At 49.2% G+C, this 18682-nt stretch carries 13 protein-coding genes, 12 tRNA genes, 1 rRNA gene and 1 pseudogene; 20 read left to right on the top strand and 7 right to left on the bottom strand.

The genetic code is table 11. The annotated features are described in order from the left end of the window. Window positions 1-18 precede the first annotated feature (18 nt). From AN477_RS09380 to nagA, 4 genes are all read left to right on the top strand, one after another. Window positions 19-1089 (top strand): Gfo/Idh/MocA family protein, encoded by a 1071-nt coding sequence (locus AN477_RS09380; protein WP_054968896.1) that lies wholly within the window; start codon window positions 19-21, stop codon window positions 1087-1089. 65 nt (window positions 1090-1154) lie between these two features. Beyond that, window positions 1155-1907 carry a glucosamine-6-phosphate deaminase gene (gene nagB / locus AN477_RS09375; protein ID WP_054968895.1) on the top strand — a complete coding sequence of 251 codons (753 nt, stop codon included), beginning with the start codon at window positions 1155-1157 and terminating at the stop codon, window positions 1905-1907. Beyond that, on the top strand, window positions 1904-2767 hold the full coding sequence (locus tag AN477_RS09370) for a sugar phosphate isomerase/epimerase family protein (RefSeq protein WP_054968894.1): 864 nt from the start codon (window positions 1904-1906) through the stop codon (window positions 2765-2767). The genes nagB (AN477_RS09375) and AN477_RS09370 overlap by 4 nt, the downstream gene beginning before the upstream one ends. Before the next feature lie 444 nt (window positions 2768-3211). Then, on the top strand, window positions 3212-4339 hold the full coding sequence (gene nagA / locus AN477_RS09365; protein ID WP_054968893.1) for an N-acetylglucosamine-6-phosphate deacetylase: 1128 nt from the start codon (window positions 3212-3214) through the stop codon (window positions 4337-4339). Here the strand turns inward: nagA and AN477_RS09360 are convergent. Next, a complete protein-coding gene (locus AN477_RS09360; protein WP_054968892.1) occupies window positions 4327-5469 on the bottom strand; it encodes an MFS transporter in 1143 nt (380 codons plus the stop codon). The two genes, nagA and AN477_RS09360, sit on opposite strands and share 13 nt — an antisense overlap. 178 nt (window positions 5470-5647) lie before the next feature. Here AN477_RS09360 and nagB (AN477_RS09355) point away from each other — a divergent pair, with 178 nt between their 5' ends. Beyond that, the gene (nagB, locus tag AN477_RS09355) at window positions 5648-6385 is read left to right on the top strand and encodes a glucosamine-6-phosphate deaminase (RefSeq protein WP_054968891.1); all 738 of its coding nucleotides are present in this window, start codon (window positions 5648-5650) and stop codon (window positions 6383-6385) included. A 94-nt stretch (window positions 6386-6479) separates the two neighbouring features. On the opposite strand, the gene AN477_RS09350 is transcribed toward nagB (AN477_RS09355), so the two are convergent. After that, window positions 6480-6869, bottom strand: a complete 390-nt coding sequence (locus AN477_RS09350) for a DUF5684 domain-containing protein (RefSeq protein ID WP_054968890.1) — start codon at window positions 6867-6869, stop codon at window positions 6480-6482. A gap of 716 nt (window positions 6870-7585) precedes the next feature. On the opposite strand from AN477_RS09350, the gene AN477_RS09345 reads away from it, so the two are divergent. Next, window positions 7586-7882: a class II aldolase/adducin family protein gene (locus AN477_RS09345; RefSeq protein WP_054968889.1), complete on the top strand. Its 297-nt coding sequence runs from the start codon at window positions 7586-7588 to the stop codon at window positions 7880-7882. A gap of 192 nt (window positions 7883-8074) precedes the next feature. On the opposite strand, the gene AN477_RS09340 is transcribed toward AN477_RS09345, so the two are convergent. The 3 genes from AN477_RS09340 to AN477_RS09330 form a co-directional block, all read right to left on the bottom strand. After that, window positions 8075-9325 carry a glycosyltransferase family 2 protein gene (locus AN477_RS09340; RefSeq protein ID WP_054968888.1) on the bottom strand — a complete coding sequence of 417 codons (1251 nt, stop codon included), beginning with the start codon at window positions 9323-9325 and terminating at the stop codon, window positions 8075-8077. 223 nt (window positions 9326-9548) lie between these two features. Next, a complete protein-coding gene (locus tag AN477_RS09335) occupies window positions 9549-11336 on the bottom strand; it encodes an O-antigen ligase family protein (RefSeq protein ID WP_054968887.1) in 1788 nt (595 codons plus the stop codon). A 28-nt stretch (window positions 11337-11364) separates the two neighbouring features. Continuing rightward, entirely contained in the window at window positions 11365-12327 is a 963-nt protein-coding gene (locus AN477_RS09330) for a D-2-hydroxyacid dehydrogenase family protein (protein WP_054968886.1), read from the bottom strand. Between the two features lie 479 nt (window positions 12328-12806). On the opposite strand from AN477_RS09330, the gene AN477_RS09325 reads away from it, so the two are divergent. The 10 genes from AN477_RS09325 (at window position 12807) to AN477_RS09275 (ending at window position 15399) form a co-directional block, all read left to right on the top strand. After that, a tRNA-Ala gene (locus AN477_RS09325) sits at window positions 12807-12882 on the top strand. Window positions 12883-12915: 33 nt separating this feature from the next. Next, window positions 12916-12990 (top strand) — tRNA-Glu (locus AN477_RS09320). Between the two features lie 3 nt (window positions 12991-12993). Continuing rightward, window positions 12994-13069, top strand: a tRNA-Val gene (locus AN477_RS09315). A 5-nt stretch (window positions 13070-13074) separates the two neighbouring features. Continuing rightward, window positions 13075-13150: transfer RNA gene (locus tag AN477_RS09310), tRNA-Phe, on the top strand. A 105-nt stretch (window positions 13151-13255) separates the two neighbouring features. Then, window positions 13256-13330: transfer RNA gene (locus AN477_RS09305), tRNA-Gly, on the top strand. 16 nt (window positions 13331-13346) lie between these two features. Then, a tRNA-Val gene (locus AN477_RS09300) sits at window positions 13347-13421 on the top strand. 18 nt (window positions 13422-13439) lie between these two features. Beyond that, window positions 13440-13531, top strand: a tRNA-Ser gene (locus tag AN477_RS09295). Window positions 13532-13534: 3 nt separating this feature from the next. Continuing rightward, window positions 13535-13607, top strand: a tRNA-Thr gene (locus AN477_RS09290). Window positions 13608-13751: 144 nt separating this feature from the next. Beyond that, a tRNA-Gly gene (locus AN477_RS09280) sits at window positions 13752-13825 on the top strand. Window positions 13826-14172: 347 nt separating this feature from the next. Next, on the top strand, window positions 14173-15399 hold the full coding sequence (locus AN477_RS09275) for a diguanylate cyclase (protein ID WP_054968885.1): 1227 nt from the start codon (window positions 14173-14175) through the stop codon (window positions 15397-15399). A 576-nt stretch (window positions 15400-15975) separates the two neighbouring features. Here the strand turns inward: AN477_RS09275 and AN477_RS25865 are convergent. Beyond that, the gene (locus AN477_RS25865) at window positions 15976-16359 is read right to left on the bottom strand and encodes a methyl-accepting chemotaxis protein (RefSeq protein ID WP_425388153.1); all 384 of its coding nucleotides are present in this window, start codon (window positions 16357-16359) and stop codon (window positions 15976-15978) included. A 111-nt stretch (window positions 16360-16470) separates the two neighbouring features. Beyond that, window positions 16471-16875: pseudogene (locus tag AN477_RS25860) on the bottom strand (PAS domain-containing protein); the annotation flags it as partial. 707 nt (window positions 16876-17582) lie between these two features. On the opposite strand from AN477_RS25860, the gene AN477_RS09265 reads away from it, so the two are divergent. From AN477_RS09265 to AN477_RS09250, 4 genes are all read left to right on the top strand, one after another. Then, a tRNA-Ser gene (locus AN477_RS09265) sits at window positions 17583-17676 on the top strand. A 17-nt stretch (window positions 17677-17693) separates the two neighbouring features. Then, window positions 17694-17780 (top strand) — tRNA-Leu (locus AN477_RS09260). A gap of 8 nt (window positions 17781-17788) precedes the next feature. Further along, window positions 17789-17865: transfer RNA gene (locus AN477_RS09255), tRNA-Ile, on the top strand. A 688-nt stretch (window positions 17866-18553) separates the two neighbouring features. After that, window positions 18554-18682 (top strand): 16S ribosomal RNA (locus tag AN477_RS09250); the annotation flags it as partial.

The raw sequence follows: 18682 nt of genomic DNA, 5'->3' as shown, positions 1-18682 counted from the left end.
GTATGGAGGTGTTTTTCTGTGAGGAAAGTGAGAGTCGGTATTGTTGGATTAGGAGCGATAGCCACAATCGCTCATCTAAAGTCATATGCCAAGCGTGATGATGTAGAGATTGTTGCATTTGTTGACACGGAGACTGACCGCGTACAAGAAGCTTCGGTGCAGTTCGGCCGCGAAACAGGCAGGCCGGTTCCAAAGGTATATGGATCATTTGAAGACATGGTACAGTCACACACAATAAATGCTGTGAGTATTTGTACTCCGAATACAGCGCATGCGGGCTATGTGTTACAGGCACTGCAGTACGGTGTGGATGTACTCGTAGAAAAACCCTTATGCACCACCCTTTCTGAGGCAGATGAAATATATGACATGACCGCAGCAACGGATCGAGTCGTGATGGTCGGAATGTCGCACCGATACCGGACGGATGTACAGGTCATGAAGAGGTTTATTGATAACGGAGATCTCGGAGATGTCTATTATGGCAAGGTAAGGATTTTGCGGCGCAGAGGCGTTCCTAAGGGGTGGTTTACAAACGAGGCTGTTTCCGGCGGGGGACCCCTGATGGATCTAGGTGTACACGCTTTAGATTTGGCTTGGTGGCTTACAGGAATGCACAAGATACAGTCTGTTAGCGGAATGATGACCAAAGCTATCGGTGCCGATAGGGTGGACTACCTGCACACTTGGGAGGCTTTATCAAAGCAAAATGCGAACAACGAGATTTTCACTACCGAGGACTTTGCAGCTGCTTTTCTGAGATTTGATAACGGGAGTGTCTTACAAATGGAGGTTGCCTGGGCCGTCAATAGTCCTGAGGATGGCGGGTTAAAGCTAGAGCTTTTTGGAACTCGTGGGGGCATATCGACCGATCCGGCTCAAGTCGTTACTGTGGACCAAGGAGCTCTTGCCACAACGCCGATTAATGTGGGCATGGGTTCCCTTTATGACCAGGAAATCGACCATTTTCTCACGTGTGTAAAAACTCGGTGCAAGCCAGTAAGTGATGTTTCCCAAGGGCGTGAAATTGTTCGGATGTTAAATATGATAGCCACATCGGCCAAAGAGTGGAGGGAAGTTAGGGTGTAATGTTTTTCAGGACATGGAATAAATGAAACGAAAAACTTGAATATGTTCGCTAAGGGGATAGGATATTGAATATTCGAGTTTTTGACACAGCTATTGAAGCAGGACTTTATGCAGCATCATTAACCGAACGCGTGGTAGAAGAGAACCCACGAGCTGTGCTGGGCTTAGCAACAGGGAGCACGGCTGTCCCATTTTATCGCGCACTTGTAGGTCTGGGACAATGCGGATTAGATCTGTCGAGTGTAGTGACGATAAATCTCGACGAATATATCGGTTTACCACCATCACATGTACAGAGCTATCACTGTTTTATGAATGACCACTTATTTTCCCACATTCACATATCACCAGAAAACATTTATATTCCGAACGGAACTGTTGAAGATCTAGAAAGAGAATGTAACCGTTACGACGAAATTATTCGAGAAAACCCAATTGATTTTCAAATTCTGGGTATTGGTGTCAATGGTCATATTGGTTTCAATGAACCTGACGACTTACTCGTGTCTCGTACCCATGTCGTTGACTTAAGTCCTGAGACCATCTGCAGCAATTCACGCTTTTTTAATACGATTGATGAGGTTCCTCGGCGAGCCATAACTATGGGTGTGCAAGCCATTTTGCAGGCGAAGAAAATTGTTTTAATGGCTTTTGGCAAGGAAAAAGAAGACATCATTGGGAAAGCGGTTCATGGTGTTGTACGAACAGATATGCCGGCGAGCATTTTACAGCTGCACCGCGATGTGACCTTTGTCCTAGACAGGGAAAGTGCCGCAGGATTAAATTATGACTCGTATGTGATGGAGGTAGTCAGATGAAACTTGGTGTCAGCACTTATAGTCTGTACCGGGCTATCCAACACGGGGAAATGACTGTTCTGGATGTATTTGCTTGGACTTCCGAGAATGGTGGAGAACATGTTGAAATTGTCCCGATGGGTTTCTCTTTGCACGACGACCTCAGTTTGGTAGAACAAATTCTCCAAAAGTCACTAGACACCGGCTTGGATATCTCTAATTACGCAATTTCCGCAAATTTTTCTCAACCAACTGAGAAAGAATTTTACGAGGAGGTGGAACGTGTACAAAATGAAGTTGAAATTGCACATCGATTAGGCGTAAAGCGAATGAGACATGATGTGTCTTGGCGTCCTATCGAAGAAACATCTACCGAGACGTTTGAATATGAATTTCCAATGTTTGTGGAGGCCTGTCAGGAGATTGCCGATTATGCTTCCCAGTACGGTATAGTAACGAGCATCGAAAACCATGGGTATTACGTACAGTCGGCAGATAGGGTTCAAAGGATTGTGAAGGCCGTAAATCGCTGGAATTTTAGAACAACACTAGATGTCGGTAACTTCTTATGCGTAGATGAAAGCCCCTATATATCTGTAAAAAAGAACCTTTCTCTAGCATCCATGGTTCATCTTAAGGATTTCCATGTCCGCTCTGAACAACAAGATCCTAATGAAGGATGGTTCCGGTCGGTGTCGGGTACGTTTTTACGAGGAGCGATTTTGGGTCAGGGTGACCTCCATTTGCGAGAAATTATGACACTTATTAAAGCATCAGATTATGATGGATATCTTTCCATTGAGTTTGAGGGATTAGAAGAGTGTAAGTTCGGTACTTATGTTAGTTTAGCAAATGCAATTCGCATGTGGTCTGAGTGCTAGTAGGTGGGCTCCAGAAAGTGTTGTAGATTCCTTCAGTCCATCGCGACGAGTAGGGGGTACGCTGATATTTATGTTCACGGTGGTATCGGACGGAGGTGATGGGGATTATTCCATATTTTGAATAAGATCTACGCTTTCAACGAAATTTCCGCCGCAGCTTCCTATAAAGTAGTGTTCAAACCGTATTAAAAGAAATCACCACAGTAGCAAGGATATGGAACGTCTTGGCTGATTTATTTTGATTGGCATTTTATGGTTGTTTTTTTTATTTTCACTGACCAGAAAATCGAGTCAAAGGAAAACGTCCGAAAAGTAGTACAACCGCTGTAAGAAATGGCTGGGCAGAAACCGAGATTGTGCTACCGCCCGCGGACGGAGGGTGAGTGGTGACACACAGACCGCGGGGGTTGTATGCATAGATACTCAATTTGCCGGAGGTGCACGATGAGCACAGTGATTATGAGCGGTAAGATTGACGGACACGTAAAGCAAATCAAGATTGAAGATGGCATTATCACGGCCATCGGAGATCTTACGGCCACCGACTTTACGGGAGCAACGCACATCCAGACAGACGGTAACCTGCTCCCTGGTTACATCGATGTGCATGTCCACGGCGGCGGCGGTGCGGAAGTGATGGATGGAACGGAAGAGGCGTTTGAACATGTCGCCCTGACTCACGCCAAACACGGGACGACGGGACTCCTCTTGACGACAGTCACCGCGTCTCCTGAAGCACTGGACAAGGTATTCAGCGCTTACGAGTCGAATCGGACCAGAAACGGCGCAGAGGTCCTTGGCTTCCATCTTGAAGGACCCTTTATCAACCCAAGTAAGCCCGGTGCACAGCCGAAACAGTACATCATTCCACCAAGCACGGAGCTTTTCGAACGGTGGCAACAACTTTCCGGCGGTGCGATTCGATACGTCACGATGGCCCCTGAAGTCGCGGGTGCAGAACCGCTCGTCAAGCTTGCGGCAAAGCAGGGGGTCATCGTCGCGATGGGCCACTGTAACGCCACGGCCGTGCAGGTCTCACAAGGGATTGAGTGGGGAGCACGCAGTGTGACGCACCTGTTCAACGCCATGAGCCCTGCTGGTCATCGCGAGCCGGGACTGGCTGGTTCTGCGCTCGGTGACGACCGTGTGATGGTGGAGTTGATTGCTGACCTCATTCACGTTCATCCGTTGATGCTTCGGGCAGCGATTCGAGCCAAAGGTCCCGAACACGTGATGCTCATTACCGATGCTGTCAAGGCTGCAGATATGCCAGAGGGAGAGTACGGCTCAGCAGGACACACGCTGTTTGTAAAGAACGGTGCAGTCCGGTTGGCAGACGGTACCTTGGCTGGCAGTACGGTCACCGTAGATAGGGCGGTCCGAAACCTGCTCGGGATTCAAGCGCTGCAACCGGATGATGTGCATCAGGTGACTTCTTTGAACCAATCGAAGCTCCTGAACCTGCCGCACGGTCGCATTGCGGTCGGTGCTCCTGCCAACCTCATCGCGGTGGATGAGTCGTGGCAAGTGACCCACACGGTTGTGCGAGGCCGACTGGTCTACCAGGCCTGACGCATTCCGAAGCGCGCAAAAGCGATGAATCCGACAAAGGCGACGAGCACGGAACTCGTAATGACAACGTACGTCACAAGCGGGCCAAACTGCGCGAATACAAAGCCTCCTGCGCTCGTACCGACGATCCCGCTAAGGCTGCCGGCAATCGCTGCATACAAGGTTTGAGCAGTACCAGAGCGTTCGCTTGGAGCGAGATCGTTCACAACCTGAACGGCAGCACTCCAGTATAGAGCGTAGCCTACGCCGTCCAAGACTTGAATTGAGAGTATCACAGCGGTCGGGGGATTCATCGCCATCACGGCGTATTTCACAGCCAAGGTCGCGGTCGCAAGAATCAGGATGGGCATCTTGCCAAATCGGGCCATCCATTTTCCCGACAGGTAGAACAGCGGTACTTCGGTAAGTGCGGCAACGGTGAAGTTCAGTCCAACCAGCGCCATGGGATGATGAAGGGCCTGGAAATAGAGCGGCAGATATGTGGTATTCATCGTGAGCGCACTGGCTACAAAAAAGCAGATGACAATAAACACAAGCAGACGCGCATTTTTGGTGACGTTCCAGATGCCTTTCCAGAATGCCTCAGAAGCGTGGCTTGCGGCTCGGGACTTGGGCAGTTTCCACGTGATTGTCGCCAGCAGGATAGAAAAGACCGCGTAGAGACCAAATGCCAAGCTGATGCCGGTAAGGTGATAGACGTACCCGGCAATCATGGTTGTTAATGCGAAGCTGAGAGCTCCCCAAAGCCTGATCTGGCCGTAGGTGAAGCCGGAGCGCTCGGCTTCGTGCACCGTCATTGCATCTGCGAGCGGTCCAGATGATTGCGCTACGGCAAACAGAGCTGCTACAGAGAGCAGGATGAAAATATTTCTGGATATCGCATAGCCAGCGAAGATAATTGGAGAAACAATTGCAGACAAGAGAAGCAATCGCCGACTGTCTGGAATCACATCGTTTAAGTGTCCGAGGAGCGGCTGAACTAAAATGCCCGCGCCGTTCCCGCAGGCGAGAATAAAGCCAATGTGCTCACTCGAAATACCCCGATTATGAAGGTATAGACTTAGAAACGGTTGGGTGGCTGCCATAGCGACAAAGAATACGAAGTAATACGAGCTGAACACGCGTTTCATTGGCAGACTCCTTGCTCTGTGCATAGCAGCATGGACTTAATTAATGGACTTGATTATAGGTTCGGCAGCAGACTCTTCGAACTCCACTCGTTCAGTATGAAAGTGGTGCGACATTTATGTCAATTCACTTTTTGGATTGCGAAAATAGTGTCTGGGAGGACCGATGGAGGAATGCAGGTTGAAAATTCGTGTGTTTGAGTCAGAACATGATGCAGGATTGTATGCAGCAGCACTCGCTGAGCGGATCGTTCAGGACACAGAGCATCCCGTTCTCGGCCTGGCGACCGGACGCACTGTGCTGCCTTTCTATGAGGCGCTGGTACGTCTGGAGCACTGCGGGCTGGATTTGTCCCGATGCATCACGATTAATTTGGATGAGTATATCGGCCTTGAGGCGGATCATCCGCAAAGTTATCACCGATTCATGCATGAGCACTTATTTCATCATGTTCATATCCCTGAGTCACAAATTCACATTCCGAATGGCACTGCGCTTAATCTCGATGTCGAGTGTGCCAGATACGATGAGGTTCTCAACCGTCATCCGATTGACTTTCAACTGCTTGGCATTGGGGTCAACGGACACGTCGGATTCAACGAGCCGAATGACCTGCTGCAATCGAAAACACACGTTGTTAACCTGACTCCCGAGACGATTACGCATAACGCCAAGTTCTTCCCCGATATGGACCAAGTTCCAAAGTCAGCCATCACGATGGGCGTTCAGGCGATTTTGCAAGCAAAGCAAATTGTTCTGATGGCATTTGGGGAGGAAAAGGCGGATATTGTCGCCCGGGCGATTCACGGAGAGGTGCGAACTGACATACCGGCAAGTATTCTTCAGTTACATCGGGATGTCACGATTGTCCTTGACGAGGCCAGTGCGCGTAAGTTGCCGGGGAGGAAGTATCTTTAACCGGTAACAGGGGAAGAGGCTTTAACAGGCAACAGCAGTGAATAAAAAGCGATCCTCCTTCGGGGGAACCGGGGGAGGATCGTCGTCGCGCGGATTATGCCTTGAAGTCATAGGTGGCGTATCCACTTATGGGCAACGTGTATCTTGTTTGAGTGGAAAAGCCCCAAACTATCCAGAGGACTTCGTAGATCATATTGACGTATGGAATGATTGCAAGAATCACGATTGCGCCGTGTTTGCCAAAAGCTTGGAGCAGTCTCACTTGCCAGATGATGTAGAACACAATGTTCGCGATTGGTACCAAGAGCCAGAAGATGTTCCAACCGCTCTTTTTGATGAGCAGAAGCTGCTGAATAATGTTGGCAATCGGAACCCAAGCCATCCAGCCGAGATCGACTCTGCCGGCCAGCTTCGACAGCCGCATGAATGCCAGACCATTCAAAACATACATTGCAATGATTAACAACAGTATCAATGCTGCCACCCATGTGCCCCCTAACTATTTCTGTATCGCCTCCCATTCTACAGCTTTTAGGAATTTGTGTGCCGAATTCTTTTTTCCAATTGTATTCGGGTTGGTTTTGCCTTGTGGTTTTAAAGGTTGAGTCATTACTTGCTACGTCGCTGGTCATTCAAGGGTAGGTCACCTGAGTTAAAATCCGAACCATCACGGTTTATTGATTAAAACGCCTCCATTTGATAGATGAGGTCTGGAACTTCTATGAGTTCCGTATTGAGGGGAAGCAGTCATTGACGACTTCGATGTCGAGTTCGACTTCTGGTTCACCGAATCGGGCCAATCTGTTTCTAAGCATCGGTTTCGGAGAAGCATCCTTGTAGTTGTTGAAGCATCCTTGTAGTTGTTGCTGATGGTAGGCCTTTTCAATCTGTCGGACCGATCACTGACGGCTTTTGCACAGTTGGCCAGTGCATATCTTGTAGAGTGGAGGCATCGGACCGAGTAGAAGTATCGGATCGACCAAGCACCGGAATTGCGTTAAAGAGAATGTGGAAGGCAGGCCTGCTGCTGCGTCTGTCAGTCAAGTGGCGTGATGAGTGCCTGCCAGACCGAGGCACAAGGGAAAATATGTCCGTTGATAGCTCATTCAGGCAGGGTGGTAGTGAAACAACGAACAGGAATTCCCTTGTCGGCGTCGAGGAAGCTACGAACGGGCAGTGAGAGAGGGCATAAGGGAACTTATGTACCTTAAAGTCTGGACGCAACTCAAATTCGGAGCAACAGAGGAAGTTTTGTTCGTTGCCATTGTGGCGTTTGGAGTTTACCTGGGAGAATACGCAGTTTTGCTCGGCAACCATGGCCTCCTGGCAGCAGGACCGGATATCGGTTACGCCTTCAACACCGCTGAAGAGATTGAGTTTTGTGCAGAGGTGTACTACAAGGCGAAGCTTGCAGGGAATCCGGTTTTGTTATCAGACAGCGACATGGACACGGTAATTAAAAAGTTCAAGACGTATGGGCAAAAACCATCTCTATAAGCGCCTTCTCAAAGTATGGCCGCCACAACCGTCGTGTCACCAAGCAATCTGTCCTTAAACCATAAGCGATAAAAAGACCCAAGCGACGTGAAGGCAACTTGTTGCCTCGTGCTTGGGTCTTCGTGTGTGACTCGCGTTTGTTGCGTACTTCTCCTTGTGGCGTGGCACTCAGAGCGCCGCCCGACCATATCATCACGGATCCTGAACCTGTTCCAGCCGCAGTGCGCGCTTGTGCACCGTGTGATGCCACTTTCTGTTCTTTCGGGTGAAGAATGCCTGTAAGGTCACAGGTCCCCATGTCCAAAGGAAAATGGGGGTCAGAATCAGTCCGACGTAGGCTTTCCAGTTCATCCGCTCTAAGATGAGTGCGAGCGGCATCTCCATAAACAGAATCGCGGAGATCCACATCCAGATGGAGGCCGGGATGATTTGCTGCACGTGCAGTGACAGGGTTTGATCGAAGAACGGTTGGTTAAACAAGAACAACATGATGGACATGGCGAACACGATGAGGGCTCTCATCGGTTGAAACAGATACACGGCCATGTCAAACTTCATGAATCGTCGTTCTCTGATGCTGTCCCGAATGAGTTTCGGGATGTACTGCTTGGCACAGTTGAAATGGCCTTGTTGCCAGCGCAGACGCTGATGAAATGACGCCACAAAGGTGACCGGCTTTTCATCGTACACCTTTGCGTCGTGAGCCCAGATGGGGACGATACCGTGATCGACACAGCGTACCCCAAACTCCAAATCCTCCGTGAGCCCGGTTGCTTCCCAACCCATTTCTTGCAGCAGGGTGCGATCAATACATAATCCTGTACCGCCGAGTGCACAAGGGAGTCCAAGGCGAGCACGGGCATGTTGCCACATGCGGTTGTCGTACCAGTACGAATTGGCGAGAGAAACACTGACCCAACTGTCAAACGGGTTCTTCACACCGAGATAACCTTGGATAACCGGGTGTCCAGAACATAGTTTATCGTTCATGATGCGGAGAAAGTCAGGGTGCACCAGGTTGTCCGCATCGAACATCACAAGGGCGTCATACTCTGTGCCCGAGTTGTCGAGTTCTTGAATCATCCACTCAATCGCGTAGCCTTTACCGACTTTGTCGTGGTTGACTCGCTCATGGATCATGGCGCCATGCTTACGGGCCACATCTGCAGTGTGGTCGGTGCAGTTGTCCGCAATCAGATGGATCTCGAACAACTCTTTAGGATAGTTTTGTCCCTGTATGCTATCAATCAGCGGGCCGACAACCCGTTCTTCATTATGCGCTGGAATGATCACGGCAAACCGTTTTTGCGGCCCGTGCGTGACAGCCTCTTTTTTGTGGCGCAGCCCAAAAATAGAAATAGCAAACTGATATAAGCCTATCAGCAATGTGAGAATCTGGACGACGGAATAAACGACGTCAAAAGCACCGTTTACAAGAAACATGCACGACCTTCTTTCCATGGTCCGTATCACTATTGAAGTTATGCCTGTCCGGTTGCATGCTTGCAATTTTTTTTGTGTAACCAAGTGTCTGTTTACCTTGCCGACCGCTACCGACCGCTGCGAGTCGTCCAAACGACGAGGCCCACTGCAGCGAGTAGACAAAGCAAAATTGAACCTACAGAATTCAGCAGGCTGTTGACATCTCCCATCGTACCCACCGTCCTCAAGCACTAGTCCAACTTCTCTGTGCCAGGTACCGTACAACCAATCCTCCGATAATCCATATAGAGAGTAGCACGGATGCTGGAATTACAAAAGCATTCGGACCCAAATGTTGATAAAAAGATAGAAAGAAAATCACGCCAACAGCGGCCAATGTTGACATCAGCAGGACGTGAAACTGCAATTTTGTCACGAGCCAAGCCAGCACAAACAGCAGAAGAATGCCGAGCAAGCTTTGAAACGTCACACGCCAGTGATTCAACAAGAAGCGGCTGATAACCTGCCCGAGGAGCAAGTCAAACAACGTAATTTGCACCCATCTTTTGCGATCCGATGGGATGACACTCACGAGCCAGACCGCCCCAATTAGGATGACCAAAAACACGCCAAATAGATCATAACGGAGAACAAGCGGTGTGACGATGTGTAAGTTTGCCAAGGTTACAAAAAGGCTCCAAGCTGTCATGGCGATCCACGTTTTAGCCGTCACTTTTTCCCGCGTCCACAGGACACTCAGCGTGACTGGGGACGGAGATGACGGTAAAACCTCGACTCCGCCGCTGATCTCAGTTTGTCCCCAAACGAGAAAGATCGCCATCAGGAAAAAATAGCAGAGCGACATTTCCGGATACTCAAAGACGTTTTCGAACATGTTGTGGATGAGCACGGACAGAAGTCCTGTCAGTCCTCCGAGGAAGACTAGTCGCTTGCGACCCGCTGTCCGCTGCACCCTGCTCCATAAGTCACGCAACAATGAGATGTGCATCGCGAGGAACAATATCAGCCCCACGAGCCCAGCTTCACCAAGGATTTTTGCGTAGTAATTGTCAGAATACAGGCTGAAGTCGTTGTAGGCCGCCAATGACCCGCCGTAATGGCCAGGGCCAGCCCCAAATAACGGATCGCCTCGCATTGCCTGAAACGCTTGATGCCATCGCTGTACACGTCCACCGTGTGCTGACTTTATCCAATAAATCGGGGATAACAAATCTGTAATTCGATGGCGGACCGATGACACGAGAAAGCTCGATGCAAATAATACTGCGAGTACAATCAAGAGACGTCGCTCGAACACGATGGCCACAATTACAACAGCCAGACCCAGGGAGAACCATGCAGCGCGTGAGAATGTAAACACGAGAGTTAAGGCGCATGGAATCATTCCGAGCCCAAGCAGCCATTTGCGTGTTCGGTTGGTGTCGTAAAGAACAAAACCCCCGATAACCGGCAGCATCAGTGCCATGTAAGCACCGAGTTCGTTACAACTGAGAAAGACGGAGAAGACACGTGTCCGCAGATGCTCCCCCACATCCATCCACGCTGACGGAACGGGGGTCTTGACGACGTATTGATAGACCCCGTGAAGACCGATTAAGACCGCCACGGAGCACATCAGGTAAAGCAACTTCGTAATATCTTTCGATCCGATGGCAAACGGTATGAGGATCGCCACAAGAATATACAGCACATCGATCCGATAACCTGCTATCGTTAACAATGGATGCCAAAAAACCGCAAATGTGAGCCCTGCCCCGAGAAGCAGATAGTACCCCGCGAACCGAGTCCATGTGACCGTCAGAGGACGGAAGCCCTGCCGGTATCGCACGGCTGCCACAACGAACAGACAGAGCAGAACCCCGTAGTTCCAGATGGAGTGCAAAGCGGGTGACCAGTGTTGCAACCCGAAATTGATCAACGGAAATGCAGCGAGCGGATACACCACCCACCGCAGGAATGACGAGTTTTCTGTTTGCAGCATTGGGAGTTTGATAGACATTTTCATAACCATCATTGTAACCCATTCAGACCAGAAAGGATCAGAATGTCAGCTGTCGAATCGGAGATCCAGCGAGAAACCCCTGGATGTTCTCAATAATTTGAGCAAACCAGGTACGATAGGTGTCTTCTGTTACATATCCAATATGAGGCGTCGCTAGCACGTTGGGTAACGAGCGAAGCGGGTGATGCAGAGGCAGGGGTTCTTCATCGAAGACGTCTAGTCCAGCTCCCTGAATCCACTTTTGTTGCAGGGCGTGAACGAGCGCCTCTTGATTGACAATGGCACTCCGCGAGGTATTAATGAGAAATGCGTTCGGCTGCATCATCTGCAGTTCGCGTTCTCCAATCAGTCCGCGTGTCCGCTCACTCTGGACAAGGTGGATCGAAACAAAATCACTCTTTGTTAGTAATTCCTCTTTTGACGCTGCCATGCGAACGCCGACTTTAGCAGCGAGGTCGGCAGTCAAATTCTGACTCCACGCGAGAACATCCATTCCGAAAGCGAGGCCCACGCGTGCCACCTGGCTGCCAAGGCGTCCAAGCCCGATAATCCCGAGCGTATGTCCGTAGAGGTCCGCACCAACAGTACTTTGCCATGGCCCGCTTTTTTGGAAGGCTTCATGTTCTACGGCAATGCCCTTTGCCAGTCCGAGAATCAGCGCCCATGTCAATTCACTTGCAGCTTGTGAGTTGCCTTCGGTACCGCAGACGATAATGCCTTGGGTCACCGCGGCAGCTGCATCAAGTGATGCGTTTCGCATACCGGTGGTAATGAGCAACTTCAGATTGGGCAACCGCCGCAGCAAAGGTGCCTGAATCGGAGTGCGTTCACGCATCATGACGATGATATCGGCCTGCTCGATGGCTTGCACCAGACTATCTTCGTCGCTGATGTGCTCTCGGAGGACTTCGACATCCACTTGGTCCTCGACCTTCGACCAGTCGGCCATAGACAGAGCAACGCCTTGATAATCATCAAGCACAATGCACTGAAGTTTCATATGTATCAACACCTCTTTGTCTGTATCAAGACCTGTTTGTTGTTTGAATCACGGACTCTTTGTTCGTCATGAAGAAGTCTAAAACTCGGTCAACCTCGTTCCGTCGCTCCGACTCCTGTTATGTTACTGAGTATGTTATCAGATAATGATGGCAAACTTCTAAGCTCAGCCGTTTCAGATGCCTTGTTGAGCAACCAGTGTTATAAAAAGGTGGCAGTGTGGCGAGGGATGGCCACGGAGGCTTGGTCACCCAGACCAATGAGGTCAAGACCGCTAACACTGAGTTAAGTTTCATAGTTGTCAGGGATAGTGTGTCAGAAAAAAGTTCGGGGAAAAAGTTTGGAGAAAAGCTTCAGAGAGTACATGTAATTCGGAAAGTTAATTTGCTTGTAGACCTGACGTTTTCGTGCATGTTATACTTCTCCTCGCCGCTTCTGAAGCAGTCTGGAATCCTGAACTGTATTCCAGACGGCCAACGTGGGGGTATAGCTCAGCTGGGAGAGCACCTGCCTTGCACGCAGGGGGTCATCGGTTCGAATCCGTTTACCTCCACCACACGACTGTGCAGCGTACGTGCGCCGCACAGATGGCCCCATGGTCAAGCGGTTAAGATACCGCCCTTTCACGGCGGTAACAGGGGTTCGAATCCCCTTGGGGTCACCATAAGGGCGTTTAGCTCAGTTGGGAGAGCATCTGCCTTACAAGCAGAGGGTCGGCGGTTCGAGCCCGTCAACGCCCACCAGATTTGGCTCGGTAGCTCAGTCGGTAGAGCAGAGGACTGAAAATCCTCGTGTCGGCGGTTCGATTCCGTCCCGAGCCACCAAGAGGTCATTCGTAAGATGGTGGCTTGTGCCGCCAGATGGTGAATGTCCCGAGTATGATCACACCACTGGGATCATCGTTGGATACAGCGTCATCGGTCTAAAATGCGGAAGTGGCTCAGGGGTAGAGCATCGCCTTGCCAAGGCGAGGGTCGCGGGTTCGAATCCCGTCTTCCGCTCCAGGGTTTTAAACCTCGAGCGGCTATAGCTCAGAGGGAGAGCACCACCTTGACACGGTGGGGGCCATAGGCTCGATTCCTATTAGCCGCACCATTTAGTCGCACCATATATGGAGAGATGTCCGAGTTGGTCGAAGGAGCACGATTGGAAATCGTGTAGGCGTTAACCGCGTCTCAAGGGTTCGAATCCCTTTCTCTCCGCCACGTGCCAGCGTAGCTCAGTAGGTAGAGCAACTGACTTGTAATCAGTAGGTCGCGGGTTCGATTCCTGTCGCTGGCTTTACGATAGACCCTGAATGTGTTGCGGGAAGGTTCGAAGTACAAGTTGATGTGCAGAACAATATGCCCGTAGCTCAGTCGGATAGAGGGCTTGAGTACCAATCAAGAGGTCGGGAGTTTGAATCTCTCCGAGCAATCCAAACATGCGGGTGTAGTTCAATGGTAGAACTCCAGCCTTCCAAGCTGGTAGCGTGGGTTCGATTCCCATCACCCGCTCCAAAACAAGAAACGGCCGTCACCCTGCAATATAGGGTGGCGGTCTTTTTGCTTGCCTGGCCACTCGTTCGCATGTTAGATAAGTTCCAACATTAAGCCTAGATTCTTCCGATTTGCCAAACTGTGGTCGAATATTCCCCACCAAACAATGTCCTTCTCGCACGGAGTGGTACTTTCTCGGGCAGTCTGTGGGCTTCGTCTCCTTGAGATAGCTAGGCCTCCCCGAGCCCGCTGTTTGGCCCAAGTGTCCATTTTATGACTATGCTGCGATCTGTCACTGGATCTTACTTTCCACTTTTAAATCGACTATTATAATATTCCATATGATCATTAATATGGGGGGAAAATGGTTGGATGTACCAAGGGATAGATATTTAGATATTTATGGGGCAATATTCGGCCTGGTTTTTCTCTTTCTTTTTTTTACCAGTCATACAAATGTCCCGACCATGGAAGAGATAGTTGCGATCGTCATTATGGGTGGTATTTTATCTTTATTTCAATCTCATATTTTCCTGATACCTTTTACAACTGGGGCGTTCACTCTAGCCTCCTCTATTATCTATGCATGTTATGTGAATTATGGCGCGAAACCAACTTTGGTACTTCTGATTTTAAGCGTACCTGCCATGTTTATGGTCTGGAAGCTGTCTGGTTGGAGAGTTGTTGTTTTTAATACAGGGCAAATTGGTCTATGCGCTGTAGTGGGTGCGAAAGTTTTTGAACGCGCTGGAGGTGTAACCGGTCAGTTCAATGGACGAGTCATCGTCCCATTAGTATTATCTGCATTAGCATATATCGTGACAAATTTGATAGTTACGTTTGTGGCTCTGTTCATTAGACATAGAGCTAGTTTTACTAAAACAATTTTCGAGTTACTGACAAGCCAAAATTTAGATTATCTAATTCTCTTTTTTGTGGAAATGTTGATTGGTGGAATTATGGCCTTTACACTTCAATTGTGGGGAATAGTTAGCGTTGTAGCCTTATGTGCAGTAACGTGGCTGCTAGGAATTACGTATCGTAAATACAATGAGATGGCTCTTCTTGCCTTCAAAGATGGATTAACAGGACTATATAACCGTAGATATTTTCAGGAGAATATAGAACGGATGATATCTGAGTTCCGAGAAGTTTCCCTTGTTATGATCGACATTGACTATTTTAAAAAATATAATGACTGTTTGGGGCACCCAGAAGGGGACATACTTCTGCAGAAAATTGGGCGGCTTCTCGAACATTCTATAAAATTACCATCAATAGCTTGTAGGTACGGTGGCGAAGAATTTGCAGTTGTTCTGCCGAGTATGGAATCCAAGCAAGCATTTGAGATTGCTGAGCGCGTCAGGAAGCACGTGGAAGTTGAATTCCAAGGAAACGAGTGCATGCCAGAAGGAACGATCACAGTTTCCATTGGGATTTCAACTTATCCTGTATCGGCGAATAACCACCTAGCATTACTTAAAAACGCTGATTCGGCGCTTTATAAGGCCAAATCCCTAGGACGAAATCAAGTTGTCACATATACAGACTCGAATGAATGGGGTCTTGAACTTGGGTGCACATTCGAAGACTAGACTTATCTCGAGGATGCACCGCTACTGTCCCGAATATAACACTTGTTCCTCGCCTCATGAGCCCTGATAAACAGTATAGGAAGAAATAGAGCGGCAAAATCGGATCGGTCCAGATACCCCCCCTAAGTTAATTCCAGATAAATCCATGGGGCGTATAACTGGTTAAGTTCTGAACATGTTTACGAATAATATTCATGAGATCCGATGGGCTGTAATCATCAAATGCCAATCGAAACGGGATAACGAGATGCCATACTAGAATTGGCGCACACAAATGACTCCATTTTGTTTGCGTACCCAGCACAAATCACACATAAGTCATCCCGTCTTAGTCCCATCTCTTTCATTAGAACCTGGATATCTGGATGATCCCTTGGACAATCTCTCATCCATTTCATCTAGGAGACCATCACCGGCTTGGAACGGGATGATGCGGCGTACACGACGTGGTGAATACCATGTTGCGCAAGTTTCAACTTGAGCAGAGAACTCATCAGGCTCTCTTCACCTTGCCAGCACCCTGCAAACATTGTACACGGCTCAAACCATTGTACATGATTTGAAATGTCATGCGGTTTAGAGGCTGGAGGAAAGGTTTTCGGTGGTTATGGCAATGTGATCGTGGGCCTTTTTCAATTCACCTACTGCCTCGAGGTTTTCATTGATTTGATTCGTCACTTCCAGCATTCGATTGACCATGGACGTTATCGATCCCAATATGGTAGCCAGCCGAGTCGAAATGTCCTTTGCCGAAATTTTGCTGCTGTCGGCCATTTTCCGGACCTCATCGGCCACAACAGCGAAGCCCCGACCGTGCTCTCCCGCGCGTGCTGCTTCAATTGCCGCGTTCAAGCCGAGAAGGTTAGATTGCGATGCAATGTTTTGTACAAATGAAACAATCGATTGGATGTCCTCGACCGTACCACGCACAACCTCAGATTGTTCATTCAGGGCTTTCATATTGGACGCAATCATGCTGGATGCAGACAGGACTTGATCTGTACTCGCCGTCATCTCCTCAACCATGGCCATCAGTTCAGCCGTGCTGCCGCGCAACACCGTCTCGCGACGCGTGATGTCCGTGGCCACCTTCACGATACCTTGAACAGCGGCCTCGCCGTTATAGATAGGCATGTACGTTGCTTCTAAAACAATTACCTTTCCGTTCTTCGTCACTCGATTAATTTTATCTTGAAACTCTTTTCCACCGCGTAAATCCTGCCAAAACTGCTGGTACTGAGCACTTGCAACAAACCCTGGGAAACAAAATGTACGGTGGTGTAAGCCAATCATTTCTTCCGCTTCATATTCCATTGCTTTTGCAAAATTCTCGTTCACCCATATAACACGGCCTTGAGTATTAAACACAATCATGGCTAGGGATTTAGAAATGGTCGAAAAGAGTACCTTCTCGTCGAACGTGGTGTCCGCGTTCGACGCTGTGTCTGTAGTGTGTGCTGTGTCTGCGATATGCATTGTCCTGCCTCCAAATGGGATAAAGTCCTGAATAGAGTCAAATTCCCATGTCTTGCATCTTATTGGCAGGAAAACTATAATCAACTGTACATCGTTTGTCAAATGTTTGTATAAAGAAATCGGAGAAAACGGGGAGAAGGGTGAAATAGCAAGTCAATTGTGCGACTCGTCGGATCCGGGGTTGAGGGCCTTGTTATCTTGAAAAGACGCAGAGGGGCATTGAGCAAACCGTGTCGAAGGTTTTTAGGCCGCTCTGACGTGGGAGCGAAGAGAGAAAGCTGTTTATCGATCAGATTATTCAAGTTGGTCTAGATTTCAGGTAACACTCAGTCCCTTACAAGGATGGGTGTGTAAGTTGTCGGGCCGCAGTCACCAAATCCATACTGCTATTTACGAGGTGTTGTTGGGGAACCTCCTAAGTACTCCGTCCACGCTTTACCGCCTTTCGCATTTGATGGCGAATAAGCATGGCACCCTCTGAAAGGTGCGGGTCGCCTCCTGGATCTCCAGTGCTCCGGTGGCGCGAAGCCCAAAATTCAGCATCAATGCGATGACTCCATAGTCACGACGTTCAACCCAGTTGTTGACTCAGGTCTTTTGCTAAAGGCCTAGTTGTGCTCTTATCTGATAACTGGTAGAATCGGACGAGTGAGTTTGGGTCCTATGTCGCTTTCAGGGCGTATGATTCTCTTATCAACACCATCTGTGGAGTGATGGCCGAGTAGGTCGAAGGCGCTCGCCTGCTAAGCGAGTATACGGGCAAAACCCGTATCGAGGGTTCGAATCCCTCTCACTCCGCCAGTATTACTTTATGCCACGCGGTCGTGGCGGAATTGGCAGACGCGCAAGATTCAGGTTCTTGTGGGCGCAAGCTCGTGGAGGTTCAAGTCCTCTCGACCGCACCAGGTTTTTTGGGCCTATAGCTCAGCTGGCTAGAGCGCACGACTGATAATCGTGAGGTCAGAGGTTCAAGTCCTCTTAGGCCCACCAAAATCGTTATCGACTGCCGTCTCCTTTTGGAGGCGGCAGTTTTTTCTTTGGTTCGGTGGCTTCCTCAAGGGTACAGGGCACTGTGGAGTCCTTGATGCAGCACCCTGTGTGTGATTGGCCTTCCGTGTTTCGCCAACCTTTGCTGGTTGCTAGATGTGTGCTCAGGGGGGGTGCCAAGAAGGCTTTTAGGGGCGTTTCAAGGGACGTTTGAAGGGACGTTTCAAGGCGGGGCTTAAGGGATATTGGAAGAGGTGTTTAAGGGTGTTTCAAGGGCGGTTTAATCGGCGTTTCAACGAAATACAAAATAAGACTTGACCTTCGTGATTGATTCGTGATACATTACTCCTCGCCCCTTCGAAGGGCGCGCGAGAATGAGTGATTGAATATGGTATTCACATACCATTACTCTGTTGGCCATGTTGATGTTTGAAAGAGCTTGAAACGCTCTCGACAAAAACTTCCACGTGACAACGCACTCGCGACTGTGATATACTAGTCGATGTCGCTGCGAGGCGGCTACGATGAAAACCTGATAACAACGCTGATATTGAGGCAAGCTGTCAGGCATCAAGAGGCAAGCTATCAGGCATCAAAATGAAGTTGGTTCCTTGAAAACTAAACACACGCAGAGAGTGAAACGTACAGATTCGAAGTGAGCATCTTCGGTAACGAAGAGAGCAAACTTCTCAGCTTTGAGAGTTTGATCCTGGCTCAGGACGAACGCTGGCGGCGTGCCTAATACATGCAAGTCGCGCGGACTTCTTCGGAAGTCAGCGGCGGACGGGTGAGTAACACGTGGGCAATCTGCCTCTTAGAC

It is taken from the genome of Paenalicyclobacillus ferrooxydans, from assembly GCF_001399675.1.
Lineage (GTDB): Bacteria > Bacillota > Bacilli > Alicyclobacillales > Alicyclobacillaceae > Alicyclobacillus_B > Alicyclobacillus_B ferrooxydans.
Note: the sequence above shows the minus strand (reverse complement) of the source record. Positions and strands in the feature narration are given on the sequence as shown.